The 23,005-nt window shown below is 61.2% G+C and carries 24 protein-coding genes and 2 tRNA genes; 14 read left to right on the forward strand and 12 right to left on the reverse strand.

Annotated elements, in window-relative coordinates:
• Positions 1-13 precede the first annotated feature (13 nt).
• A complete protein-coding gene (gene ppc, locus FZZ85_RS09085) occupies positions 14-3,007 on the forward strand; it encodes a phosphoenolpyruvate carboxylase (protein ID WP_226414343.1) in 2,994 nt (997 codons plus the stop codon).
• Positions 3,008-3,013: 6 nt separating this feature from the next.
• Positions 3,014-3,469 carry an N-acetyltransferase gene (locus FZZ85_RS09090; protein WP_226414345.1) on the forward strand — a complete coding sequence of 152 codons (456 nt, stop codon included), beginning with the start codon at positions 3,014-3,016 and terminating at the stop codon, positions 3,467-3,469.
• 17 nt (positions 3,470-3,486) lie between these two features.
• Here the strand turns inward: FZZ85_RS09090 and FZZ85_RS09095 are convergent.
• Positions 3,487-3,560, reverse strand: a tRNA-Arg gene (locus tag FZZ85_RS09095).
• Positions 3,561-3,642: 82 nt separating this feature from the next.
• Here FZZ85_RS09095 and recF point away from each other — a divergent pair.
• A complete protein-coding gene (gene recF, locus FZZ85_RS09100; protein WP_226414398.1) occupies positions 3,643-4,758 on the forward strand; it encodes a DNA replication/repair protein RecF in 1,116 nt (371 codons plus the stop codon).
• A 31-nt stretch (positions 4,759-4,789) separates the two neighbouring features.
• A complete protein-coding gene (gene speD / locus FZZ85_RS09105; protein WP_226414401.1) occupies positions 4,790-5,257 on the forward strand; it encodes an adenosylmethionine decarboxylase in 468 nt (155 codons plus the stop codon).
• A gap of 16 nt (positions 5,258-5,273) precedes the next feature.
• Here speD and larE read toward each other — a convergent pair whose 3' ends face one another.
• A complete protein-coding gene (gene larE / locus FZZ85_RS09110; protein WP_226414348.1) occupies positions 5,274-6,101 on the reverse strand; it encodes an ATP-dependent sacrificial sulfur transferase LarE in 828 nt (275 codons plus the stop codon).
• Positions 6,102-6,154: 53 nt separating this feature from the next.
• Here larE and FZZ85_RS09115 point away from each other — a divergent pair, with 53 nt between their 5' ends.
• Complete coding sequence (locus tag FZZ85_RS09115; protein WP_226402120.1) at positions 6,155-7,303, forward strand: cob(I)yrinic acid a,c-diamide adenosyltransferase; 1,149 nt, start codon at positions 6,155-6,157, stop codon at positions 7,301-7,303.
• 282 nt (positions 7,304-7,585) lie between these two features.
• Positions 7,586-7,966, forward strand: a complete 381-nt coding sequence (locus FZZ85_RS09120; protein WP_226414351.1) for a hypothetical protein — start codon at positions 7,586-7,588, stop codon at positions 7,964-7,966.
• A 159-nt stretch (positions 7,967-8,125) separates the two neighbouring features.
• Here FZZ85_RS09120 and moeB read toward each other — a convergent pair whose 3' ends face one another.
• On the reverse strand, positions 8,126-9,262 hold the full coding sequence (moeB, locus tag FZZ85_RS09125) for a molybdopterin-synthase adenylyltransferase MoeB (RefSeq protein WP_226414353.1): 1,137 nt from the start codon (positions 9,260-9,262) through the stop codon (positions 8,126-8,128).
• Complete coding sequence (locus FZZ85_RS09130) at positions 9,255-9,773, reverse strand: M67 family metallopeptidase (RefSeq protein ID WP_226414356.1); 519 nt, start codon at positions 9,771-9,773, stop codon at positions 9,255-9,257. Before FZZ85_RS09130 ends, moeB begins: the two co-directional genes overlap by 8 nt.
• Here FZZ85_RS09130 and FZZ85_RS09135 point away from each other — a divergent pair.
• On the forward strand, positions 9,772-10,158 hold the full coding sequence (locus FZZ85_RS09135; RefSeq protein WP_226402126.1) for a CAAD domain-containing protein: 387 nt from the start codon (positions 9,772-9,774) through the stop codon (positions 10,156-10,158). The genes FZZ85_RS09130 and FZZ85_RS09135 overlap by 2 nt on opposite strands.
• Before the next feature lie 3 nt (positions 10,159-10,161).
• Here the strand turns inward: FZZ85_RS09135 and FZZ85_RS09140 are convergent, their stop codons facing one another.
• Positions 10,162-11,049 (reverse strand): fructosamine kinase family protein, encoded by an 888-nt coding sequence (locus tag FZZ85_RS09140; protein ID WP_226414359.1) that lies wholly within the window; start codon positions 11,047-11,049, stop codon positions 10,162-10,164.
• A gap of 50 nt (positions 11,050-11,099) precedes the next feature.
• On the opposite strand from FZZ85_RS09140, the gene crtD reads away from it, so the two are divergent.
• Positions 11,100-12,602: a C-3',4' desaturase CrtD gene (crtD, locus tag FZZ85_RS09145; RefSeq protein WP_226414361.1), complete on the forward strand. Its 1,503-nt coding sequence runs from the start codon at positions 11,100-11,102 to the stop codon at positions 12,600-12,602.
• On the opposite strand, the gene FZZ85_RS09150 is transcribed toward crtD, so the two are convergent.
• Positions 12,586-13,467: a prephenate/arogenate dehydrogenase gene (locus FZZ85_RS09150; protein WP_226414363.1), complete on the reverse strand. Its 882-nt coding sequence runs from the start codon at positions 13,465-13,467 to the stop codon at positions 12,586-12,588. The genes crtD and FZZ85_RS09150 overlap by 17 nt on opposite strands.
• Positions 13,468-13,550: 83 nt before the next feature.
• On the opposite strand from FZZ85_RS09150, the gene FZZ85_RS09155 reads away from it, so the two are divergent.
• The 3 genes from FZZ85_RS09155 to FZZ85_RS09165 all read left to right on the forward strand — a co-directional run bounded on the left by FZZ85_RS09155 (position 13,551) and on the right by FZZ85_RS09165 (position 15,695).
• The gene (locus FZZ85_RS09155) at positions 13,551-14,996 is read left to right on the forward strand and encodes a helicase (RefSeq protein ID WP_226414365.1); all 1,446 of its coding nucleotides are present in this window, start codon (positions 13,551-13,553) and stop codon (positions 14,994-14,996) included.
• Between the two features lie 35 nt (positions 14,997-15,031).
• Positions 15,032-15,280, forward strand: a complete 249-nt coding sequence (locus FZZ85_RS09160; protein WP_226402134.1) for a DUF2839 domain-containing protein — start codon at positions 15,032-15,034, stop codon at positions 15,278-15,280.
• Between the two features lie 70 nt (positions 15,281-15,350).
• Positions 15,351-15,695 carry a DUF1815 family protein gene (locus tag FZZ85_RS09165; protein WP_226414367.1) on the forward strand — a complete coding sequence of 115 codons (345 nt, stop codon included), beginning with the start codon at positions 15,351-15,353 and terminating at the stop codon, positions 15,693-15,695.
• A gap of 2 nt (positions 15,696-15,697) precedes the next feature.
• On the opposite strand, the gene recA is transcribed toward FZZ85_RS09165, so the two are convergent.
• The 6 genes from recA to FZZ85_RS09195 all read right to left on the reverse strand — a co-directional run bounded on the left by recA (position 15,698) and on the right by FZZ85_RS09195 (position 20,949).
• Positions 15,698-16,819 (reverse strand): recombinase RecA, encoded by a 1,122-nt coding sequence (gene recA / locus FZZ85_RS09170; protein WP_226414369.1) that lies wholly within the window; start codon positions 16,817-16,819, stop codon positions 15,698-15,700.
• An 86-nt stretch (positions 16,820-16,905) separates the two neighbouring features.
• Positions 16,906-17,655, reverse strand: coding sequence for an HAD family hydrolase (locus tag FZZ85_RS09175; protein ID WP_226414371.1), 750 nt, complete (start codon positions 17,653-17,655; stop codon positions 16,906-16,908).
• Between the two features lie 9 nt (positions 17,656-17,664).
• Positions 17,665-17,736: transfer RNA gene (locus tag FZZ85_RS09180), tRNA-Gln, on the reverse strand.
• Positions 17,737-17,826: 90 nt separating this feature from the next.
• Positions 17,827-19,467, reverse strand: coding sequence for an AAA family ATPase (locus FZZ85_RS09185; protein WP_226414373.1), 1,641 nt, complete (start codon positions 19,465-19,467; stop codon positions 17,827-17,829).
• A 22-nt stretch (positions 19,468-19,489) separates the two neighbouring features.
• Entirely contained in the window at positions 19,490-20,521 is a 1,032-nt protein-coding gene (locus FZZ85_RS09190) for an LdpA C-terminal domain-containing domain (RefSeq protein WP_226414375.1), read from the reverse strand.
• Positions 20,488-20,949: an NAD(P)H-quinone oxidoreductase subunit N gene (locus tag FZZ85_RS09195; RefSeq protein WP_006850745.1), complete on the reverse strand. Its 462-nt coding sequence runs from the start codon at positions 20,947-20,949 to the stop codon at positions 20,488-20,490. Before FZZ85_RS09195 ends, FZZ85_RS09190 begins: the two co-directional genes overlap by 34 nt.
• A 381-nt stretch (positions 20,950-21,330) precedes the next feature.
• On the opposite strand from FZZ85_RS09195, the gene rplC reads away from it, so the two are divergent.
• The 3 genes from rplC to FZZ85_RS09210 are packed head-to-tail and all read left to right on the forward strand — an operon-like array spanning position 21,331 to position 22,917.
• Positions 21,331-21,987, forward strand: a complete 657-nt coding sequence (gene rplC, locus FZZ85_RS09200; RefSeq protein WP_226402221.1) for a 50S ribosomal protein L3 — start codon at positions 21,331-21,333, stop codon at positions 21,985-21,987.
• A complete protein-coding gene (rplD, locus tag FZZ85_RS09205; RefSeq protein WP_226414377.1) occupies positions 21,987-22,622 on the forward strand; it encodes a 50S ribosomal protein L4 in 636 nt (211 codons plus the stop codon). Before rplC ends, rplD begins: the two co-directional genes overlap by 1 nt.
• Positions 22,615-22,917 carry a 50S ribosomal protein L23 gene (locus tag FZZ85_RS09210; RefSeq protein ID WP_006850625.1) on the forward strand — a complete coding sequence of 101 codons (303 nt, stop codon included), beginning with the start codon at positions 22,615-22,617 and terminating at the stop codon, positions 22,915-22,917. The genes rplD and FZZ85_RS09210 overlap by 8 nt, the downstream gene beginning before the upstream one ends.
• The last annotated feature ends 88 nt before the right edge of the window (positions 22,918-23,005 follow it).

A 23,005-nucleotide genomic window follows, 5' to 3' on the forward strand; every position in this document is an offset into this window, starting at 1 on the left:
GCGTGGAGACTTCATGCCCGAGTCCACCACCCCTGTCTCCGAGCAAGAGACTGCACGCTTGAGCGGTGGCGGATCGGGCGCAGGGCAGCTTCTTCAGCACCGTCTTGATCTAATTGAAGACCTCTGGAAGTCGGTGCTGCGCAGTGAGTGCCCACCGGAACAGAGCGAACGTCTGCTGAGGCTCAAACAACTCAGTGACCCCGTCTCTCTGGAAGGGCGGGACGGCGACAGCACGAGCGATGCGATCGTCGAGCTGATCAAGGCCATGGACCTTTCGGAGGCCATCTCAGCCGCCCGTGCCTTTTCTCTGTATTTCCAGCTCATCAACATCCTTGAGCAACGGATCGAAGAAGACAGCTACCTCGACAGCCTCAGGCCCAATCCCAGTGCTGACACGGCCCAACGGGATGCCTTTGATCCCTTTGCTCCGCCCCTCGCCAACCAAACCGATCCAGCCACCTTTGGAGAGGTCTTCGAGCGGCTGCGTCGAATGAACGTCCCCCCCGCACAGGTGGAGCACCTGCTGCGGGAGCTAGATATCCGCCTGGTGTTCACCGCCCATCCCACGGAGATCGTTCGGCACACAGTGCGTCACAAGCAGCGACGTGTGGCCAACTTGCTCCAACAACTTCAATCAGACACCCCTCTCGCGCATCAGCTGCGCGAGGACTGTCACGACCAATTGGAAGAGGAAATCCGACTGTGGTGGCGGACCGATGAACTCCACCAGTTCAAACCCACAGTGATCGATGAGGTGGATTCGACTCTGCACTACTTCCAGCAGGTGTTGTTTGAAGCGATGCCGAAACTGCGTAAGAGGCTGATCACTGCCCTGCATCGCCACTACCCCGATGTCCAGGTCCCCCAGGCGTCGTTCTGCACCTTCGGCTCCTGGGTGGGCTCCGATCGAGATGGCAATCCCTCAGTGACACCCGACATCACCTGGCGAACAGCCTGTTACCAGCGTCAGCTGATGCTGGAGCTGTACATCCACTCCGTCCAGTCACTCCGGCAGCAGCTGAGCATCTCCATGCAGTGGAGCCAGGTGGCACCATCACTGCTGGAGTCGCTGGAGATGGATCGACTCCGGTTCCCAGAGATCTACGAGCGCAGAGCAGCCCGATACCGACTGGAGCCCTACCGGCTGAAGCTCTGCTACGTGCTCGAAAAGCTTGAGCGGACGCTCGCCCGCAACAATCAGCTGTCGGAGGCGGGATGGCAGATGCCCTGTGAAGCCCTGGCCGATCCCCAGGACGGACTAGGAGGAGCCGATGTTCTCCACTACACCTCGGTAGATCAATTCCGCAGTGACTTGGAGTTGGTCCGCAACAGCCTCGTCAGTACCGAATTGAGCTGCGAACAGCTCGACACGCTGCTGCACCAGGTGCACATCTTTGGGTTCTCTCTGGCCAGCCTCGATATCCGTCAGGAGAGCACCCGCCACAGCGATGCGATCGATGAACTCACCCGCAACCTGGAACTGCCCCAGGCTTACGGGGACATGGACGAAATGCAGCGGATGGCATGGCTCCTGCAGGAACTGCAGACCCGCAGGCCCCTGATTCCGCCAGCCGCCAGTTGGTCGGAGCCAACAGCGGAAACGTTGGCGGTGTTCCGAATGCTGCAGCGCCTCCAGGAGGAGTTCGGTCCGCGGATCTGCAACTCCTATGTGATTTCGATGAGCCACACGGCATCGGATCTCTTGGAGGTTCTGCTGCTGGCGAAAGAGGCGGGCCTGGTGGACCCGCCGAACAAACGGGCCTCCCTACTGGTGGTGCCGCTGTTCGAAACCGTGGAGGATCTCCAACGGGCACCTGCGGTGATGGAAGGGTTGTTTAAAACGCCGCTCTACCGCGAACTCCTACCGGTTGCAGGCCAACAGAAACAGCCGCTGCAAGAGCTCATGCTGGGCTACTCAGACAGCAACAAGGATTCCGGCTTTCTCTCCAGCAACTGGGAGATTCACCAGGCTCAGATCGCACTTCAGGCGCTCGCCAGCCGCCAGGATGTGGCGCTTCGCCTCTTCCACGGCCGCGGTGGGTCTGTCAGTCGAGGCGGAGGGCCGGCTTACCAGGCGATCCTGGCCCAACCCAGCGGCACCCTGCAGGGCCGGATCAAAATCACCGAACAGGGTGAAGTACTGAACTCCAAGTACAGCCTGCCCGAGTTGGCGCTTTACAACCTGGAGACCGTAACCACGGCCGTGGTTCAGAACAGCCTGGTAACCAACCAGCTGGATGCGACACCAAGTTGGAATCAGCTGATGAGTCGCCTCGCCACCCGTTCAAGGGAGCATTACCGGGCGTTGGTTCACGACAATCCCGATCTGGTGGCGTTTTTCCAGCAGGTCACGCCGATCGAAGAAATCAGCAAACTGCAGATCTCCAGCCGACCGGCCCGACGCAAAACAGGTGCCAAAGACTTGTCCAGTCTGCGGGCGATTCCCTGGGTCTTCGGTTGGACCCAGAGTCGATTCCTGCTGCCGAGCTGGTTTGGCTTCGGCACAGCGCTGTCGGAAGAAGTGGGCAGTGATTCCGAACAGCTCGACCTGCTACGGCGACTCCATCAACGTTGGCCCTTCTTCCGGATGCTCATTTCCAAAGTGGAAATGACCCTCTCCAAGGTGGATCTCGACCTGGCCCATCACTACATGAACAGCCTGGGGCACCCCGAACAACGGGAGGCCTTTGAAGCGATCTTCCAGGTGATCGCCAAGGAATACGAACTCACCCGCAAACTGGTTCTGGGAATCACAGGACAGAACCGACTGCTGGGGGCTGATCAAGGGCTGCAGTTGTCTGTTGATCTGCGCAACCGCACCATCGTTCCCCTGGGCTTTCTTCAGGTTGCACTTCTGAAGCGGCTGCGTGATCAGAACCGGCAACCTCCCATGAGTGAGACACCAGGCGCCCCCGAGGACACCCGCACCTACAGCCGCAGTGAACTGCTTAGGGGAGCCTTACTCACCCTCAACGGCATTGCAGCCGGCATGCGCAACACCGGTTGATCCACTGTGCTGTCGTTCCTTCAACAACCCTCGATTCCACCCTTGCCTGAGGGAACGCGACTCGAAACATCGACCCCTCCCACCTCCCAGCAGCTCAACACCCTGCTGATGTCCTGCGGGGAATCAACCCACCCTGAGGAACGCTGGGAGCTCGCCCTTCAGCGCAGCCTTTGGCAAATCAGCATCCTGGATGAAGCGAATGGGGAACTAATCGGGTTTGTTCGGGCCACCAGTGATCTTGCCCTCAACGCCAATCTTTGGAACCTGGCCGCAAAACCAGGGCCAAACCAAGGGGCCCTTTTTGCCGTTCTTGTGCACCGTGCCCTGCAGATCCTGCGCCGGGATCTGCCAGGCTGCAGCCTTTCGATCTCCGCCCCTGCAGATGCATTGGAGGCTCTCAAACAACAGGGTTTCCTTATTGATCCCAACGGCATCCGCGCCATGGGACTCAGCCTGAGCTGAGACGTAAGGATCAAACACGAGCATGGAGGGACTCGAACCCCCGACCCTCAGAACCGGAATCTGATGCTCTATCCAACTGAGCTACATGCCCACTGATCGGCGTTAAGCCGCAGTGATATCGAGCGGCAACCGTCCCGATACAAGTACCTTACTCACTGGTCGCCCCAGCACCCATCCGGCTCCACAGGCTCCAACTGCAGGGCTTCCGGAACCACACCGTTCTGCAGCTGGAACTGACGCAGCCACGTCTGCTGGTGATCGGACCCAATGGCATTGGCAAGTCCAACCTGCTCGAGGCAGTTGAGCTGCTAGGCAGCCTGCGCTCCCATCGCTGCAGCAATGATCGAGACCTGATTCAATGGGACACACCCCAGGCCCTGATCCGGGCCGAGGTGGGAGATGGGGATCGCCTGGAACTGGAACTGCGGCGCCAGGGAGGCCGTCAGGCCAGACGAAACGGAAAGCTGCTGGATCGCCAGCTCGACCTGATTGGGCCGCTGCGCTGCATCGGCTTCAGTGCCCTCGATCTTGATCTGGTGCGGGGCGAACCCGCCCTACGCCGCCAGTGGCTTGACCGGGTGGTGCTGCAACTTGAACCGGTGTACGCCGATCTGATGGCACGGCTGAACCGGTTGTTGCGACAGCGCAGCCAGCTCTGGCGCCAGAGGCAGATCTCCAGTGCCGAACGCCACGCACTGCTCGACGCGTTTGACGTTCAGATGGCGCTGGTGAGCACCAGAATTCACCGGCGCCGGCAACGCGCCCTGCATCGGCTGGAACCGATTGCCCAGAGCTGGCAAACCCACCTCAGCGGGGGCACTGAAGCCTTGGAACTGCACTACAAACCTGGTAGCCGGCTCGATGGTGAGGATGCCGAAGAACCCTGGCGACTCGCCATCGAGGAGCAACTGCGCGAACAGCGGGAGGAAGAGGAACGGCTGGGCAGCTGCCGTGTGGGCCCGCACCGGGACGAGATCGCCCTGCTGCTGGGGGGTAGCCCGGCACGACGGTTTGGTTCAGCCGGCCAGCAGCGGTCGCTGGTGCTGGGCCTGAAGCTTGCCGAACTGGAGCTGGTGACCCAGCTGTGTGGGGAGCCACCAATGCTGCTTCTCGATGACGTGCTTGCCGAACTGGATCCCACCCGGCAGCAGCTTCTGCTTGAGGCCGTGGGCGAATCGCATCAATGCCTGGTGAGCGCCACCCACCTCGAAGGCTTTGGCGGCGGATGGCAGCAGCAGGCCCAAATTCTTGGAGCAAGAGAACTGAGACCCGACCTGCAGATCGGATAAGGTGGCGGACCTGTTTTTCTCTCATCGCCTGATGGAGCAGACCCTCTCTGAACTGCATCCCAACCCGGGATGGGGGGCACCTGAGATTCATGCCACCGACATGGTTGGCAAACACTGCATTCTTGAGCTCTACGACTGCGATCCCAGCCGGCTCGACGACGAAGCATTCATCCGTACAACGATCACCTCAGCAGCCAAGGGCGCTGGTGCGACGCTGCTGAACCTGATCACCCATCAATTTCAACCCCAGGGCGTCACGGGCCTGGCCCTGCTGGCGGAATCCCACATTTCCATCCACACCTGGCCGGAATCCGGCTATGCCGCTGTTGATGTGTTCACTTGTGGGGACCACACCATGCCGGAGCAGGCCTGCGCCATTCTCTGCCGTGAGCTTCAAGCGAAACGGCACGCGCTGAAAAGCTTTCTGCGAGAAACGCCTGCGGCCATTGCCACCGGAGTAAGAGAACCTGTGGAAACGCCAAGTCAGCTCCCCAGCTGAACAGGGCTACGCCAGATCAGCGGCGGTTCAACTTGCCGCTGACCAGACCTTCGAGATCCAGGTTGACGGAGGTGAAACCAAGGGAGCGAAAGGCCTCGACCAAGGGTTCGCTCTCCGTAAGCGCGAGCACAGCACGAATCTGGTCACTGGGCACCTCTATCCGTGCGGCGAGACCATGGGATCTCACACGGACGGTGCTGAACCCCCTGGAGATCAACCAAGCTTCCGCCTGGCCCACCCGCTTCAACCGCTCGGCGCTGATGCTTTCGCCATAGGGAAAGCGAGAGGCCAAGCAGGGCTGCGCCGGCTTGTCCCACCAGGGGAAACCAAGGGCACGAGACAAAGCACGGATCGCTGCTTTGTCGATCAACAGTTCAGCCAGGGGGGAACGAACCCCTGCCTGTCGGGCCGCGTCAATGCCGGGACGGTGATCGCCGAGGTCATCGAGGTTGACCCCATCAATCACCAAGGCATCACCCGCCGCCGCAGCAATGGGCTGAAGGTGGTGGTGCAGTTCACGCTTGCAGGCAAAGCAGCGATCCACGGGGTTGCTGCTGTAGTCGGGGTCGTTCAACTCGGCCGTCGGACACTCCCGATGCGGAATACCGAGCCATGAGGCCTGATCACGGGCTTCCCGCAACAGATGCGGCGCCAGGGCCGGGGAGACCCCCGTTACTGCCAGAGCGGCATCGCCCTTGGCTTCATAGGCCATCGCCGCCACCAGGGTGCTATCGACACCGCCGGAATAGGCCACGCATAGGGAAGACTGCAAAGCCATCCAGTGCCGCAGGTCCGCCAGCAGCTGCTGCTCTCGATCGGCCAAAGTCTCCTGCAACCGAAACATCAGCGGGGAAAACCAGTTGAGCTAGGTAGGCTCCAACGGTAAGAGCTGTCCCCATGCCTCGAAGCATCGGCATTGTCACCGCAGCGGACAGCCGCGAGCGCAGCCACGGACAGCTGCACATCTATGACGGCGAGGGCAAGGGCAAAAGCCAGGCGGCCCTCGGCGTTGTGCTGCGCACCATTGGACTCGGCATCTGCGAGCAAAGGCAGACCAGAGTGCTGCTGCTGCGCTTCCTCAAAGGCCCAGGACGGGCCTACGACGAGGATGCGGCAATCGAGGCCTTGCAACAGGGTTTCCCCCATCTGATCGACCACCTGCGCACCGGACGAGCCGATCACTTCACCGCCGACGAGGCCACCCGATTCGACCGGGACGAAGCCCAGCGGGGCTGGGTGATTGCCAAGGGGGCAATCGCTAGCGCCCTTTATTCAGTTGTAGTCCTGGACGAACTGAATCCTGTACTGGACCTCGGCCTGCTGGATCTTGAGGATGTGGTCAGCACCCTCAGCAACCGGCCAGAGGGGATGGAAATCATCGTCACCGGTCGGGCCGCACCTGCCCCACTGGTGCGTGTAGCCGACCTCCACTCCGAGATGCGGGCCCATCGCCGTCCGGGCATGAATGACAACCGGGTGGTGCCTCTCAATGTGAGCAGCGGTATCGAGATCTACACCGGTGAAGGCAAAGGCAAATCAACCAGTGCACTTGGGAAAGGGCTGCAGGCCATCGGCCGGGGCATCAGCCAAGACAAGAGCCATCGGGTCTTGATCCTGCAGTGGCTCAAAGGCGGCAGCGGCTACACCGAAGATGCGGCTATCGCCGCTCTGCGCGAGAGCTATCCCCACCTGGTGGACCACCTCCGCTCCGGCCGCGATGCCATCGTTTGGCGCGGGCAGCAGGAGCCGATTGATTACGTGGAAGCCGAGCGGGCCTGGGAGATCGCACGGGCTGCCATCTCCAGCGGCCTCTACAAAACCGTGATCCTCGATGAGTTGAACCCCACGGTGGATCTTGAGCTGCTGCCCGTCGAACCGATCCTGCAAACCCTGCTGCGCAAACCTGCGGAAACTGAGGTGATCATTACGGGGCGGTGCAAAAACCCGCCCGCCTACTTCGATCTGGCAAGCATCCATTCAGAGATGGTGTGCCACAAGCACTACGCAGAACAGGGAGTGGATCTCAAGCGTGGCGTGGATTATTGAGGCCTCGAGAGGGTTTGTACGAAGTTTGTATATAGGACTGCTAATCGCACAAGACCTCTACAAATCACGCCCAACTGCCGGCGGCTCATGACATCAGTGCTGGTTAACAGACGCGCTGGTAGTCACCCAAGCCATGACTCAACACAATCCGAACAAGACATTGTTTCTGGCATGACTGTGCTGCGTTGGATTCAGACCTTGCTGATCCCAACGGGCCTGGCACTGCTCTTGCTCTTCAGCCCTGGGCCAGTGGTTGCCTGCGTGGAAGGCTTGACCTGGGGGATGCCGCTCGAGCAGGTGACGAACCATCTGGGCGAAAGCCAACCCATCGATAAAGAGCAAACCAGGCGTTTTATTGCTCGCAATGTGTTGTTGGATCGGCTCCCCGCCTCTCGAGCCACCTTTGATGTGGACCCCGACCAAGGTCTGACGAACCTCGCGTATGAATTCGCCATCGACGACATGACAGAGGTTCTGGCGGGTCTGCGTGCCAGGCATGGACAACCACTAAGCACCAACCTGGAACACAGGAGCCACAACGAGCAGATTTGGGTCTGGAATACCGGTGAAGACCTGATCACCGCCGTAAAACAGGATTTTGCCGGTCAGCAGAGCTTCCTTCTTTCCTACCGACCCAGTCGGTTGAGGCCAGAAACGCTATGAGATGGAGCCTCTGACCTATCTGAGCAAATCCACAAAGGCGATAGGAAGCTAGTGACAGCAGGGGAACGCAGAGGCGCAAACAGGACCAGTAAGCGGGCTAATTCCTACGCCGAACAGGGCGTCGACCTGAAACGACGGGTGGATTACTAACCCTCGGGTTCAGTAGCGAGGAATTACAGGATCCACCTGCTGCGACCAGGCATCAATTCCACCGGTCACATTCGTGGCCGCGATTCCCTGCTGACCCAACAGCTCAACGGCACGCGCAGAGCGCCCACCGAGCTTGCAATGCACCAAAAGACGCCGTCCCTCCGCCAAAGCGCGAACGCGATCGATCGCCTCTCCACTCTCCAGCGAGGCCAACGGAACCAAGTGACTTCCTTCAATCGAAGCCACCTCTGCCTCAGCAGGATTGCGCACATCGACAAGCGCAATCTCGTCTGGAGCGGAATCGAGTAGGGCCTTCAGTTCCGTGACAGTGATGGCTTCCATCTCCGATGACGCCGGACGGCAAAACTGGCGGTAGTCAATCAGGCTCTCAACCTTCGGTCGGTCTGGATCAACGCGGAGGGTGAGTTCCCGAAATCGCATCGCCAAGGCATCAACCACCAGAATTCGACCGTCCAGGCAGTCACCGATGCCGGTGATCAGTTTGATCGCTTCGGTGGCCTGGAGCAAACCGATCAGCCCCGGCATCACACCCATCACACCAGCCTCCGAGCAGGATGGAACAGCGTCTGGCGGAGGTGGTTCCGGCAGCAGATCGCGGTAGTTGGGGCTCGTCGGCGTGCTGTTGAACACGCTGACCTGGCCGTCAAAGCGCTGCACGGAGCCATAGACGAGGGGTTTCCCAAGCAACACACAGGCGTCGTTGATCAGATACCGGCTGGGAAAGTTGTCAGTGCCATCACAGACCAAGTCGTAGTCACCGATGAGGTCCAGGGCATTGCTCACAGTCAGCATGTGTTCATGCACCTCCACCTGGCAGTGGGGATTGAGATCGTGGATCCGCGCTGCGGCCGAGCGGGCTTTGGAACCACCAACCCCGCTGGAGCTGTGGATTACCTGCCGCTGGAGATTGGAGAGCTCCACCACATCTCCATCCACGATTCCGATGCGACCCACACCTGCCGCGGCCAGGTAAAGCAGCAGAGGAGATCCCAGTCCCCCGCTGCCAACACAGAGCACAGAAGCAGACTTCAACCGGAGCTGACCGGCAGGACCAACCTCGGGAAGGATCAGATGGCGGGCGTAGCGCCCCCGCTCATCAGCACTCAGCATCGGTTGGTCATGCATGGTTGTGAGTGTCCCAGAGCTGAATCGGGATTTCATCCACGCTGCGGTCACCATGCAGCCACCAGGCCCGCAGGCCATACGAGAAAGAGAGAATCAGCATCAGACTTTCAGCCTCCCCCCAGCGCCGATCGTGGGGCGAGGGAACGGGCTCGGACGCCGGATGGGAGTGGGCCACACCAAGACAACGTTGATGGCGATCCCGGGCCCATCGCTGGGCGGCCAACTGCTCCCTCGGATCCACCAGAAACCTTCTGCGACGATCGTGGACAGGCCGCTGACCAAATGCTCCTCGTCCCCAGACATTGCAACAGGGCCAGATCGTGATCAGCCTCAAACAGCCTGAATTCGTCCGTTCTCCCAGCAGCAATGCACAGCCTTCTTCGGGGTGAGGCGCCAACAACATGCGGCGCAAATCCGTGTGGCATCGGTAATCAATTTGCAGGACGGATGGCGTAGACCGCGCCGCACCGATACGCTCAGCTGAAATTGTGAAGGATTTAGTCGTTCTCATGAGTGACGCCCCCACTGAAGTAAAGGATGCCGCCACAACTGTGACGACACCCGTCGACGCTCCAACTCAGGACGACACCACCTCATTTGCTGAGCGCTACAGCGACGTTCTCGGCAAGGTGAACGAAACTCTCGATGGGGTCGACTGGAGTCAGATGGGCCGCATCGGCAAGATCGTCGGCATCTTTGCGGCCGTGATTATTGCTCAGATCCTGATCAAGGGAATCCTCGACACGATCAATCTGCTGCCAATCGTTCCGGGGCTGCTCGAACTGCTCGGCGTGGTGGTGGTAGGCCAATGGAGCTGGAAAAACTTGACCACGAGCGAAAAGCGCAATGCTCTGGTCCAGCGTGTTCAAACCCTCCGGAAGGAGTACCTGGGCTGATGCTCAAAGCCGCCGAGCCAGTTCTCTGAGACTGGCTCGGCATTGGCTCACGTAACTCCCCCCAAACAAATTGGCGTGGTTGAGCAGGTGGTAGAGGTTGTAGATCTCCACTCGACCGTCAGCGCCTGAAGCCTCGGGTAGCACCTCCCGATATCCCGATCGGAAGTCTTCTCCGAAGCCCCCGAACAGCCGGGTCATGGCCAAATCAACTTCCCGATCAGCCCACCAGCTGGCGGGATCAAAAATGCTCCCCCGTCCATCGCTCAGACAGGCAGCATTCCCACCCCAGAGATCGCCGTGAACCAAGGCCGGACGCGGTTGATGCTCATTCAGATGATCTGCGAGGCGTAGCAACAAGGGATTGAGGTCCGTTGAAACCTGCTTCAACCCATTAAGGGCTTCCATTTGCGGGCGCAACCTGAGCTCCACGAAGATCGATCCCCAGTCATCGCACCACCCCCCCGGTTGAGGTCCAGCGCCGATGAAGCCGTCACGATGCCAGCCGAAACGACCTGGGCTGGATGACATCGACGATTGATGCAGCAGTGCCAAACCCCGGCCGAGGGCCGTTTGGTCGCTGCCACCGCAATCCAACCAAGGCAACAGCAGCACAGCACCATGGGGCAGTGCTGCCAGAGCGATGGGCTGCGGCACAACCAGGAACGAGGCATCGGCTTGGGCATGCAAAGCCTCAAGGGCCTCCGCCTCCACCTCAAACAAGGGCAACGCGCTAGCGCCACCGCTTTTGGCAAACAACACCTGACCATCAAGCAGGTGCAGTTTCCAGGCCTGATGAATGCTTCCACCGCCGACGGGGGAGACATCCGTGATGACAGCCCCCGCCAACGGGCCGTCTTCCGCGGTGAGATCCCGACGCAGTTCGCTATTCATCCTCAGCAAGCCCCCTGTCTTGCCAGCATGGCTCGATTCTTCTGAGCGTCGTGAGCGATTCCAGCGTGATCGTGGTGGGCGGTGGGATCGCTGGCTTAACCGCAGCGGCACTGCTTGCCCGCGATGGCGTCGACGTCACGCTGCTGGAAGCGCATCAACAACCGGGGGGATGTGCCGGAACGTTCCGGCGTGGTCCATGGGTGTTCGATGTTGGGGCGACCCAGGTCGCCGGGTTGGAGCCCGGTGGCAGTCATGCGCGACTGCTCAAGCATCTGGACATGCCTCTGCCCACGGCCGAGCTTCTGAACCCAGGTTGTGTGGTCGACCTGGGCGATGGCTCCCCTCCCATTTCGCTCTGGCATGACCCGGAAGCCTGGGCCGCCGAGCGTGAACGTCAATTTCCCGGCAGCCAACGCTTCTGGAGTCTTTGCCATCAGTTGCATTCCAGCAACTGGCAGTTCGCCAACCAGGACCCCGTGGTGACACCGCGCTCCCTCTGGGATCTCGGCACATTGCTGCGGGCCCTGCGTCCCGCAACGCTGGCATCGGGACTGTTCACAGGTCTGACCATCGCCGATCTGTTGCAGCTGTGTGGGTGCGGTGAAGATCAACGGCTGCGGCGCTTTCTCGACCTCCAGCTGAAGCTGTACTCCCAGGAGCCGGCCGATCGCACGGCGGCGCTGTACGGCGCAACCGTCCTGCAAATGGCCCAAGCACCTCTCGGGCTGTGGCATCTGGAGGGATCGATGCAGGTGCTGAGTAATCAGCTGGTGGCCGCCATTGAACGTGACGGCGGAACGGTGCTGATGAAGCATCGGGTCACCAAGCTGCAGCCCAGCTCATCCGGTTGGCAGGTGAATGTGAGGTCCGGCAAGGGCGCGGAACAACAACTCAGCAGCCGCGATGTGGTCTGCAGCCTGCCCCCCCAGTGCCTGCTGGAGCTGATCAAACCGGATCAGCTGCCCAAGGGCTACCGCAAACGACTGCAGACCCTGCATGAACCGAGTGGTGCACTGGTGCTCTACGGAGCGGTGCAGCGTGATGCACTGCCGAATCCCTGCCCAGGTCATCTCCAGCGGGGCTGCGCATCCCCGGGATCCCTGTTCGTCTCTGTAAGCCGCGAGGGAGATGGCCGTGCGCCAAAGGGGCAGGCCACCTTGATTGCCAGCGTGTTCACCCCAATAGGCGACTGGTGCCGCTTGCCGGAGCCGGAGTACCAACAGCACAAAACAGAGACGCTGAACCTGATCCAAGCCGAACTAAACCGCTGGCTGTCACTTGAAGACGACGCCTGGTTGCACGCTGAACTGGCAACACCACGGGGCTTCGCCGGCTGGACAGGCCGTCCCAATGGCATGGTCGGAGGCCTTGGGCAGCATCCAAGCCGGTTCGGCCCCTTCGGCTTGGCAGGACGAACGCCCATGCCTGGTCTTTGGCTCTGCGGCGACAGCATCCATCCGGGAGAAGGCACAGCAGGGGTGAGCCTTTCAGCCCTGAATGCTTGCCGTCAGCTCAGGGCGGAACGGGGACAACCCCTCAGCTTTCAGAGCTGACCTCCCCCGGTGCCCTCAAAAAATCCGGGCGCAGGGTCTGCGTTCGGCGCAGTTCCAACTCGAGCTGAGACCAGTTTTGCTGGAGAACAGCATCTTCAAGCTGCTCCAGGCTCCAGCGGTAGGCCGCCAAGCCGCGCAACACCGCCTCCCGGTTGGTGGAGGCCATCGCCACCCCCAGCTGGGGGTTCCCTCCACCCACTCGACTGGTGTCGGCAAAGCCACTGGACGCCAACACCATGGCTAGCTGCCGGATCTCCGGATCCCGTTCATCTCCAACCGCCCGCAGCAGTGCAGCACTCACCAACACCGGCATGTGGGAAATCAGAGCAACCGCCTGGTCGTGCTGGGAGGCGGTGGACATCAGCCAATGACCGCCCACGCTGACGGCCAGATCACGAACCTGGGCCAGGGCAGCGGAGTCTGTTTCTTGATCAGGAGTTGCGATCCAAGGGCGGCCGCGGAACAGATCCGTCACCCCAGCCTCAACGCCCGCCTCAGCTGTGCCTGCCATGGGGTGACTGGCTACAAAGCGGGGATGCCGCTGGCGCCAAGCCTCCAACACAGGCTGTTTGACCGAACCGACATCGGTGACCACAGCTGCTTCAGGTAGGGCGGCAACGAGCTCATCCGGTGGGTTCAATAGCAAGGGAATTGGCAACGCCAGGATCACCAGATCGCAATCCGAGAGGCTGGTGGGATCGGTCGACACCGCTCCCACCAGCCCTCGGGCCATGGCGCGATCCGCCGTGGCCTGACGATGCACGAGGCCCTGCACAGTCCAGCCCCGTGCCTGGAGATCCAAACCAAGGGATCCCCCAATCAATCCAAGGCCAACGATCCCCACACGTCCCGGTTGCACCGCCATCCCTCCCGCAGGGTCGTGAAGCCATGTTGATGGATGGATTGCCATGAACCAATCGACGGGGGGACCCTGCTTAGGGTTTGAGAATGTTGGAAGCCCAGGCCCACCATCAGATCAAAACCCTGCTTCGTCAGGAGGAATCGGACTGGCCCCACCACCTGACCCTGAGCAGGCTGGTGGCAAGAAGCCTGAGGCGTCGCGATACGACGCTCGTTCAGCTCCCCCCCAGCAGCAGCGAACGATGGTGGCTCGGTCTGCTGGTGCCGCTGTGCCTGGCTCCCGAAGCAGGAGCGCTGGTGCTGACGGCCCCTCAGCGCCGGCGCCTGCTGCAGCTGGAATTGCCCCGTCTCCGCAACCAGGGTCTGAGGCTTCCCTGCTGGCAGGGGCCAAAGCCTCCGGAGGGTCCACAGCTCTGGCTGATGGATGTTGGCGAGCTGATTCAGGCCCATCGGGACGGGCACTTGGGCCAACGGCAACTGCTGATCCCCGAGATGGATCAATTGAGCCGGAGGATGCGCAACGCTCTCAGCTTGGAGATCGAGCATCAGCACTGGGATGAGCTACGCCAGGCCTGTCCCCAGGCTGAATCCGGATTGCTAGAGCTGCATGACCGCATGAGCCGGCAGCTGTTCGCTGATGCCACGAGGCCCGGTGGCGCTTTGCGACTCGAAGGCTCAGCGGGGCAGGCCCTGCGTGACCTGCTTCAGCTGTTGCCAGCCAGCCCTGAGCCATGGAACACCCTCCGCAGCATCAACCCGGCGGAGTGGGGTCAATGGGCTGAACTGGATCACCGGCTGCTCCAGTGGTGCTGGAAGCTGGCCCCCCTCGAACCACTCCAACTGCTGAGGGGGGTGCTGCTGGATCACCCCTGCCTGATGTTCAGCAGCAATGGAGACGACGCCAGGCTGGATCTGGAATTCGAACAGGCCGGAATAGTCCCTGACGTGCGGGCAACACTGCGTGAACGGGAGCTGAATGAACCGCTCCCCCTCTATGCCCCGCGTCGCCAACCGCTGCCGAACACACGGATCTACGCCCAACATCTCCTGGAGGAGAGCAGACGGCTAATCCTTGGCCAGGCGGGGCTCACCATCGTTTTGATCAATGACGACCAGCTGCGTCGGCAGCTGACCAGCTCCCTGGCTGCGGAATTCGGACGCCGTGTAGTGCAGGAGTCGACAGCACCCGAAAGCAATGGCGTGGTGACCTGCAGCTGGGACTGGTGGCTGGAGCATCAGGAGCAGCTGCCGACCCCAGCACAGCTAATTATCGGCATGCTCCCCATCGCCAGCCTGGACAATCCGCTCACCTCGGCTCGGGTGGAACGGTTGAAGCAGCAGGGAGATGACTGGTTCCGCACCCTTCTGCTGCCGGAAGCCCTGAGCCTGATCCCTGCCGCCATTGCACCGCTGCGCCGCAGTGGTGGTCGCCTGGCCATCCTCGATGGCCGCCTCCGAGGGCGCAGCTGGGGTGATCAGGTGCTGCATCGACTGGAACCTTGGATTCCATTGCAGCGACTGCTGCCGGAGTGAACAACGCCTAACCTCCCTTCAACGTTCAGAAGTGCATGGGAGAAGCACGCCGCCGGGCTGCCCAGGGCTTATCCCCCCGTCAGCCCAAGGCCAGCACCAAATCTGTGGACACCTCCCCACGCGTGGTGTCTTGGCTTCCGCTGACCCGCAACCAAACGCAGCAGTTCATGGCGGTGACCACCCGCGGCGCCTGGATCGGCATTGGAGGGATGGTGGTGCTCTGGATCACGGTGCGCTTCATCGGCCCAGCGGCCGGTTGGTGGACACTTGCGGACACCCCCTGAGCAATCAGCTCAACCCAACCAACGAAAACAAAAGAAAACCTTTAGGCTGTGTCTCAATGGAGACTCAGTCATGTTTCCGCGCTTAGCCGAGCACTACAGATCTGTCGTTGAAGACCTGGTGATGAGCCTGCAGGCCCTCGCCAGCAGCCTTCAAAGCGCCGGTTTAACAGCCACCTGTTACTCCTGTGGCGACGGTCGCGATGGCCATGGGGCCTCGTTTGTGGCAGACATCGGCGATGGCCACATGGTGCGCTTTCTTGTCTCCGACTTTGGCATCAGCTGGGTGGAGTCCCGCAACGGCCGAGAACTGGTGAAGCTGGAAGGGGCTGAAGCCATCCAGGAACTGCAGCGGATGGCAGATCTGGCCCAAGAGGGCCAAGTCCGCACCATGCAGCCCTTGACCCAAGCTGCCTGATATCAGGCAGCTTCTGAAGCCTTCGCCGGAGCCGACTTATCGGCAGCAGCCGTTTTTGCAGCGGCGGCGAGAGGTCGCATCGAATTCGCCTTCACCTCAGATCCTTCGGTCAGTTTCTGACGCACCAGTGTTTCGATGGTGGCCGTTGCGTCAGGGTTCTCCTCCATCCAAGCGATGGTGTTGTCGCGACCCTGACCGATGTTGTCGCCCTCATAGCTGTACCAAGCGCCCTTGCGAACAACAACGCCCGTCTCCTCAGCGAGATCAAGCAGACAACCCAAGGTGCTGATTCCGCGGCCAAAGAGAATGTCGAATTCGGCAATGCGGAAGGGTGGCGCCACCTTGTTTTTCGCCACTTTCACCTTCGCCCTGATACCAAATTCCTCGGTTCCCTTCTTGAGCGTCTGAATTCGACGGATGTCGAGGCGAACCGAGGCATAGAACTTGAGCGCGTTGCCTCCAGTGGTGGTCTCTGGGTTGCCGTAGGTGACACCAATCTTGAGACGCAACTGGTTGAGGAAGATGACGGTGCAACCCGACTTGCCGATGTTGCCTGTGATCTTCCGCATCGCCTGACTCATCAGACGCGCCTGGGCGCCAACCGCCAGGTCTCCCATCTCACCTTCGATCTCAGCACGGGGGGTGAGGGCAGCCACCGAGTCGACGACGACGAGGTCAACCGCCGCGGATCGCACCAACTGGTCAACAATCTCCAGCGCCATCTCACCGGTGTCGGGCTGGGACACCAGCAGGTTCTCGACATCAACGCCCAGAGATGCGGCATAGACGGGATCCAGGGCATGCTCCGCATCCACAAAGGCCGCAACACCGCCACGCTTTTGCACTTCAGCAATCGCGTGCAGGGTGAGCGTGGTTTTACCGGAACTTTCCGGGCCATAAATCTCCACCACACGACCCTTCGGGTAACCACCACCCAAAGCGAGATCGAGGGTCAGCGCACCGGTGGAAATCGTCTCCACCCGCATGCGGGAGGCATCCCCCAGCCGCATGATCGATCCCTTGCCGAAGTTGCGTTCGATCTGACCCAAAACCAGATTTAGCGCCTTGTCCCTCTCGCCGGAGGAACGGGGATCAGAAGCGCCGGATTTCATATCTGCAGGCATGAGAAGGACCTGAAACTAAGGAACGAGAGATCCAATGCCACAGAAGCGCCGAATCGTCTCAGGTAGTACAAGCGTACCCTAGCGAATCAGTGCCATTGCGCCAGGGGGGCCTGAAAGCGATCCGGATGGATCAACGCAATTCCGGGCGGAAGACCGCTCTGATCCATCGGGCGAAGATAGCCCCAACTCACCAGAAAACAGGGCAGTTGATCCAACCCTGGTGTTGAGCGCACCGCCTCAAGCGTCACCCGGCGGTCTTCCACGAAGCCGCACAGGCTTCGCTGCCGCTGGAGCTGGAGCAGAACCTGAGGCTTAGCACCAGCCTCACGACCATCCAGACGCCAAGGATGCAGGCCAAGGCTGTTCAGCAGCTCAGCGGTGAAGGCCTGGGTTTTTGTCGTCAGAACAGCCCAGTCCACCCCCTCTGCTTCCAACTGCTTCAGCCGCTCCACCAGGCCGGGGAAAGGTCGATGCAACGCCAACCAAGCGGAACGGTTCTGCCGCACCGCTTCATCTCTGGAAGCATCGAGTGCCGCCTGCAGCTGCTCCGGCTGCCATCCACGCCGTTGCAGTGCCAAGGCCTGCGCTTCCCCATAGGAATGCAGCCAAACCTGAAGGTTCAGCGCCGGCAGTTCCGCAGCCAGCAGCACCATTTCCCAACCGTGATGCACCCACGGCCGCAGCTGACGGAAGGCGTCAGGCACCTGATCAGGGGTGAAGCCCTCTGGAGCAGCCTCAAGACGACGACAGGCGTGCCAAGCACTCCACCAGTACTCGGCCATTCCATCGACGATGACACCGTCGAAATCGAAGACCAGCAGTGGGCGAAGGTTCATGGACAAAAACTGGGCCGCTAGGATTCGAACCTAGGAATGGCGAGACCAAAACCCGCTGCCTTACCGCTTGGCGACGGCCCACTGAACCGGGAAAGACCGCAACATGCGGTTCACCGGAGCACTAATAGTTACTCATAGCAGCCAACCGTTCGTCAATCCACCAACTAACGATCAAGGAGGAAAAACCCTCAAGCGGGACAGTTCAGCCTCGCCGAAGACATCGCTGCGTAGCCGGTAACGCCGCACAAGATCGGCTTGCATCCGGAGAACACGCTCAGTTCGCGGCAGCAACTCCACCGGCCGGCCTTGCGGCATCACCACCTGTTCCACGGCAAGACGGCATTCCTCGAGAGCAGCCAATTCATCGTCCTGAGACACCCGGTCCGGCGAGATGACCTCTGCGGCCGATTCGGTGGCCTGACGGCGCAGAAGACGGGCCATGGCACGGGTCACCTGGGGCAGGGTGTCGGACTTAATCACCAGAATCGGGATCCCCAGATCCTTGGCCTGACGGCGCAGGGACGGTTGACGGCTGAGGCCAAGCCGAACGCTCAACACCACATCGGCATCACTCAAATCATCCACAACCTGCGCCTTCCAGCCGTGGGAACGGATGGCCTCCTCCACAACACGAGGAGGAACCCCGCAACAGAGAACCTGCAGGTGCTCGGCGCTGGTCTCCGGCGAGGATTGTTCGACTGCTGCACTTGCCTTCCGGAAACTGACCGCAGGCATTGGCACGGGAACTGAGACGGCCTGTTCCGTAAACGGCCGTTGGGACGGAGGGCGCAGCAAACCCGAAGACTGCGGCGGGTCCACCAGCTGAACGCCCCCCTCAGGCGTCAGCTCGCGCTCCTGAACCCTGGGCTTCAGACCCCGAAGCAGTTGGTCCACGGTGGCGGCAACGTCAGTGTGTATGGCCCAGTGCTGCCGGCTATGCATTTCAACTGCAACCGGAAAAGTCGGTTCGGCGGCGCGCTCCAACACCGTTTTCTGACTGCGACGCCGCCGGGCCTCCTCATCCCCGAGGGTGACCGTCTGAATTCCTCCCACCAGATCGCTGAGGGTGGGGTTCTTGATCAGGTTGGCCAAAGCATTGCCGTGAGCTGTGGCGACAAGCACCACACCACGTTCAGCGATGGTGCGCGCGGCCTGTGCTTCCAGCTCCGTGCCGATCTCATCGATCACGATGACTTCTGGCATGTGATTTTCTACCGCCTCGATCATGGTTTGGTGCTGCAGCTCAGGCCTGGCCACCTGCATGCGGCGGGCCCGACCGATCGCGGGGTGGGGGATGTCGCCATCACCGGCGATCTCATTGCTCGTGTCGATCACAACAACGCGCCGCTCCAGCTCATCTGAAAGGACCCGGGCGATCTCACGCAACGCCGTTGTCTTGCCCACACCAGGGCGCCCCATCAACAGCAGGGACTGCCCTCCATCCAAGAGGTCCCGCACCATGGCAACGGTGCCGAACACGGCTCGCCCCACCCGGCAGGTCAGACCGACCACCTCGCCCTGACGGTTGCGGATCGCGCTAATCCGGTGAAGCGTTCGTTCGATTCCCGCCCGGTTATCGCCACCGAACTGACCAAGCCTGGCCACCACGGCCGCCAGATCCTGCCGAGACAAGGGCGTGGAACCCAGCTCAAGGGCACGGCCTGGATAACGCGCTTCCGGAACCCGACCGAGATCGAGCACCACTTCAAGCAACTGCTTTCGCGCCTCCACAGGCTGCAACCGCTCCTGCACGGCGTCCGGGAGGAGCTCAAGAAGGCGATCCAGATCGTCGGTGACCCGTTGCGTGCCCATGGGATCTGCGCGTTTCAGCCTTCTAGCAAGAGCGCTGCAACCATGGCGTAACCAATGGACGCGCGAGAGAGAGGGCACGCTCCCAACCCTCGGGCCATTGCCACAAGGCAAGCCCACGGGTTTGCGCCTCATCCAGCACAGGCATCAGCAAGCGACGAGCCACACCACCAAAGGCGATGCCAGCCGGCCGCTCCGTCGGGTGCAGGAACTCCAGCGTTGCGGCATTGGTGCCACCGGCAAGCTGAAGCGGACCCGGCGGCGCCAGACCACGCATGGCACGCCAGAGCTGAACCGCAGCTCGCGCGGTGCCAGCGCCCACATCGCCGCTCATCGGACGCCCATCCAGCTGCCAGAGGGGCCTGTAACCGGCTTGGCGCAGGCGGGAGTAGCGACGCCAAAGCAAACCAGCAAACTGATCGGCCTTCACGCCGTGGCCCTCCAAGCCGGAGCTCACGGCCAAGCGCCGCAGGGGAACGTTGTGCTGCTGAAGGCTTTGGATCAGCGTCGAGAAGCCCTCGTCATGCCCAGACGCCGTGTGAATCTCCACAGCATCGGGCTGAATCGATTTCAGCAAGGAGATCACCTGCTCGGGTGCCAGTCGGTGGTCGCGTTCCTCAATCAAGCCATGGGGGCAAGCCGGCAAGCAGCGGCCGCAGCCATAGCAACGCTGCTGGTCGATCCCAGCAGCGGGCGGAATCGCCGCCGCCGGACAAATCCTTTCGCAGGGCCGCGGGCAGTCCACGGGGCAGTGGTCAGGATCGAACCAGGCCTTGCGGAAGTGAGCATCGATGCCATCGCTGAGACTGACCATTAGCCAGGGGCGACGCCCTGTTTGCGCCTCAGCCCAGTCCAGCCCGCGACGCGCTGCAAGGGCGACCGCTGGATCTGCAGCCACATCAACGCAATGAACACCGACAGCCGCAAAAACAGCGGTCAGATCGGCAATGGCAGGCACATCCTGGTTGCTTGCTCCACAGATGAGCTTGACCCAGCGGCCCTGATCGAGGGCCTCGTCAGGCGTCAGGCCTTCAGATATGTGGTCATCGGTTCCCACTTCAGGCTGCGAGCACCACCCATCTCCACGATGATGCGTAGACGTGGTTCGCGCTTGCAAAGATCGCAGAGCGAAAGAAGTTCGGAGCGCGACAGCACCTGGCCTTCCAGCAGCCAGAGGGCCACAGGAGCATCACCTTCAAAAAGGTCGCCGAGCTGGGGAGCCACCTCCTGCACTTCTCCCACAGCAGCACCACGACCAACGCTTTGGTGACCGAGATGGGGAGGACGGATGCCGTGCTTCTGGGTAAGGAACACCTCCGGATCACCAAGGCCGCGGGCTGATGTCATGCGGGTGCTGTAACCGGCACCGCGCAGACGTCTTAATAAACGCGTTTCTGCACCGCCTTCGAGCGGAGCCTGAACCGCCAGACAGCCATTGGCTTCGAGATCACGGCGAAATGCCTGACCGGTGAGAAGCAGAGGCATGGCAGCTACAGGGATTGGAGAGGATTCTGGCAGCAGGCAGAAGGATCAGGGGAGGGGGAAGGCCGGTGTTGTAGGTTCGATGTTTGTTCTGTCTTTCTGTGCCCGTCCGCTAGCCGGGCCTCCAGTTGGCAGAACAGATTCGGCGATTGCGCTGAATCTCCAGGCCAGTACGGAAGCTTTCTTCGGAAATCTCCGTCGGGAAACTGCAACAGCACATCGTGCAGATGCAAGTCCCAGCCTCGCTGCATCGTTCGCTAGCTCATTCGAATCAACTCCTTAGGGAGTTCCGCTTCGAACCACGTCTGCGTCCAATCGATCAGCACCTGACCCCATGCGGCTCTCCGCTTGGTGGTTGTCCACGCTGGCGCTTCCTCCCCATCCATGTCCATCGGCATCCTCGGGAAGAAGCTGGGTATGTCCCAGTTCTTCGACGAGCAGGGCAGAGCTGTTCCGGTCACCTTGATCGAAGCCGGCCCCTGCCGCATCACCCAACTCAAAAACGACGACACTGACGGTTATTCCGCAGTGCAGATCGGCTTTGGCGAAACCCGCGAAAAGCTGATCAACAAGCCCGCCCAGGGTCACCTGAACAAATCTGGTGAGGGGCTTCTGCGTCATCTGCGCGAATACCGCGTCGACAGCGTTGAAGGTCTCGAACTCGGTGGAGACATCACCGTCGGCGATTTCGAAGCCGGCCAGAAGGTGGACGTCAGCGGTGACACTGTCGGCCGCGGCTTCGCTGGCTACCAGAAGCGCCACGGCTTCAGCCGGGGTCCGATGACCCACGGTTCGAAGAATCACCGCGAGCCCGGTTCGACCGGTGCCGGCACGACCCCGGGCCGCATCTATCCCGGTAAGCGGATGGCCGGTCGCTACGGCGGCAAGAAGATCACCACACGTGGCCTGACCATCCTCAAGGTGGACAGCGAGCACAACCTGCTGGTGGTGAAGGGATCCGTGCCCGGCAAGCCTGGTGCGCTGCTCAACATCCGCCCGGCCTTGCGCGTGGGCGCCAAGCCCGCCAAAGGAGGTAAGTGATGGCCAGTTGTGTCGTTCGTGATTGGCAGGGCAAGGAAGCCGGTAAGGCGACCCTGGACCTGAAGGTGGCCAAAGAGACCACCGCCGTTGATCTCATGCATCGGGCTGTTCTGCGTCAGCAGGCCCATGCACGCCAAGGAACCGCCAGCACCCTCACCCGTTCAGAAGTGCGTGGTGGTGGTCGCAAGCCCTACAAGCAGAAAGGAACTGGTCGGGCCCGTCAGGGCTCCATCCGGACTCCCCTGAAGCCCGGCGGCGGCGTCATCTTCGGACCCAAGCCCCGCACGTACAACCTTGCGATGAACCGCAAGGAGCGTCGTCTGGCCCTGCGCACTGCGCTAATGGCCCGCATTGACGATGTGACCGTCGTGAAGGACTTCGCTACTGCGCTGGAGGCCCCCAAGACCCGTGAAATCACGGATGCTCTGGGACGCCTCGGTGTCGCGGCAGGATCCAAGGTGCTCATCGTTCTGACGAACCCCTCCGATGTTGTCCGCCGTTCCGTGCGCAACCTGGAGAAAGTCAAGTTGATCTCCGCAGATCAGCTGAACGTCTTCGACCTGCTCCACGCCAATGCTCTGGTGCTGGGCGAGGAAGCTCTCGCAACCATCCAGGAGGTCTACGGCGATGACTGAACGATTCCAAGGCCGCCTGGCGGATGTGATCCGCCGTCCCTTGATCACCGAGAAGGCCACCCGCGCCCTCGAAATAAACCAGTACACCTTCGAGGTAGACCACCGCGCCGCGAAGCCCGACATCAAGGCCGCCATTGAGCAGCTCTTCGATGTGAAGGTCACCGGCATCAGCACCATGAATCCCCCGCGACGCTCCCGTCGCATGGGTCGCTTCGCCGGCAAACGTGCCCAGGTGAAGAAAGCCGTGGTGCGCCTGGCGGAGGGCAACTCGATCCAACTCTTCCCTGAGTCCTGAGGGGTCTGAATCGTCATGGCAATCCGTAATTTCCGCCCCTACACCCCCGGTACCCGCACCCGGGTGGTCACTGATTTCAGTGAGATCA

Source organism: Synechococcus sp. MU1642 (assembly GCF_020514115.1).
In the GTDB taxonomy this organism is placed as follows: Bacteria; Cyanobacteriota; Cyanobacteriia; order PCC-6307; family Cyanobiaceae; genus Parasynechococcus.

Bases quoted from the DNA above. Each gene is read 5' to 3' on its own strand.
- ppc (WP_226414343.1), top strand. From the start codon at position 14: ATGCCCGAGTCCACCACCCCTGTCTCCGAGCAAGAGACTGCACGCTTG.
- speD (WP_226414401.1), top strand. From the start codon at position 4,790: ATGGAGCAGACCCTCTCTGAACTGCATCCCAACCCGGGATGGGGGGCA.
- larE (WP_226414348.1), bottom strand. From the start codon at position 6,101: ATGTTTCGGTTGCAGGAGACTTTGGCCGATCGAGAGCAGCAGCTGCTG.
- FZZ85_RS09115 (WP_226402120.1), top strand. From the start codon at position 6,155: ATGCCTCGAAGCATCGGCATTGTCACCGCAGCGGACAGCCGCGAGCGC.
- FZZ85_RS09120 (WP_226414351.1), top strand. From the start codon at position 7,586: ATGCCGCTCGAGCAGGTGACGAACCATCTGGGCGAAAGCCAACCCATC.
- moeB (WP_226414353.1), bottom strand. From the start codon at position 9,262: ATGCATGACCAACCGATGCTGAGTGCTGATGAGCGGGGGCGCTACGCC.
- FZZ85_RS09135 (WP_226402126.1), top strand. From the start codon at position 9,772: ATGAGTGACGCCCCCACTGAAGTAAAGGATGCCGCCACAACTGTGACG.
- FZZ85_RS09130 (WP_226414356.1), bottom strand. From the start codon at position 9,773: ATGAGAACGACTAAATCCTTCACAATTTCAGCTGAGCGTATCGGTGCG.
- FZZ85_RS09140 (WP_226414359.1), bottom strand. From the start codon at position 11,049: ATGAATAGCGAACTGCGTCGGGATCTCACCGCGGAAGACGGCCCGTTG.
- FZZ85_RS09150 (WP_226414363.1), bottom strand. From the start codon at position 13,467: ATGGCGGTGCAACCGGGACGTGTGGGGATCGTTGGCCTTGGATTGATT.
- FZZ85_RS09155 (WP_226414365.1), top strand. From the start codon at position 13,551: ATGTTGGAAGCCCAGGCCCACCATCAGATCAAAACCCTGCTTCGTCAG.
- FZZ85_RS09160 (WP_226402134.1), top strand. From the start codon at position 15,032: ATGGGAGAAGCACGCCGCCGGGCTGCCCAGGGCTTATCCCCCCGTCAG.
- FZZ85_RS09165 (WP_226414367.1), top strand. From the start codon at position 15,351: ATGTTTCCGCGCTTAGCCGAGCACTACAGATCTGTCGTTGAAGACCTG.
- recA (WP_226414369.1), bottom strand. From the start codon at position 16,819: ATGCCTGCAGATATGAAATCCGGCGCTTCTGATCCCCGTTCCTCCGGC.
- FZZ85_RS09175 (WP_226414371.1), bottom strand. From the start codon at position 17,655: ATGAACCTTCGCCCACTGCTGGTCTTCGATTTCGACGGTGTCATCGTC.
- FZZ85_RS09185 (WP_226414373.1), bottom strand. From the start codon at position 19,467: ATGGGCACGCAACGGGTCACCGACGATCTGGATCGCCTTCTTGAGCTC.
- FZZ85_RS09195 (WP_006850745.1), bottom strand. From the start codon at position 20,949: ATGCCTCTGCTTCTCACCGGTCAGGCATTTCGCCGTGATCTCGAAGCC.
- rplC (WP_226402221.1), top strand. From the start codon at position 21,331: ATGTCCATCGGCATCCTCGGGAAGAAGCTGGGTATGTCCCAGTTCTTC.
- rplD (WP_226414377.1), top strand. From the start codon at position 21,987: ATGGCCAGTTGTGTCGTTCGTGATTGGCAGGGCAAGGAAGCCGGTAAG.
- FZZ85_RS09210 (WP_006850625.1), top strand. From the start codon at position 22,615: ATGACTGAACGATTCCAAGGCCGCCTGGCGGATGTGATCCGCCGTCCC.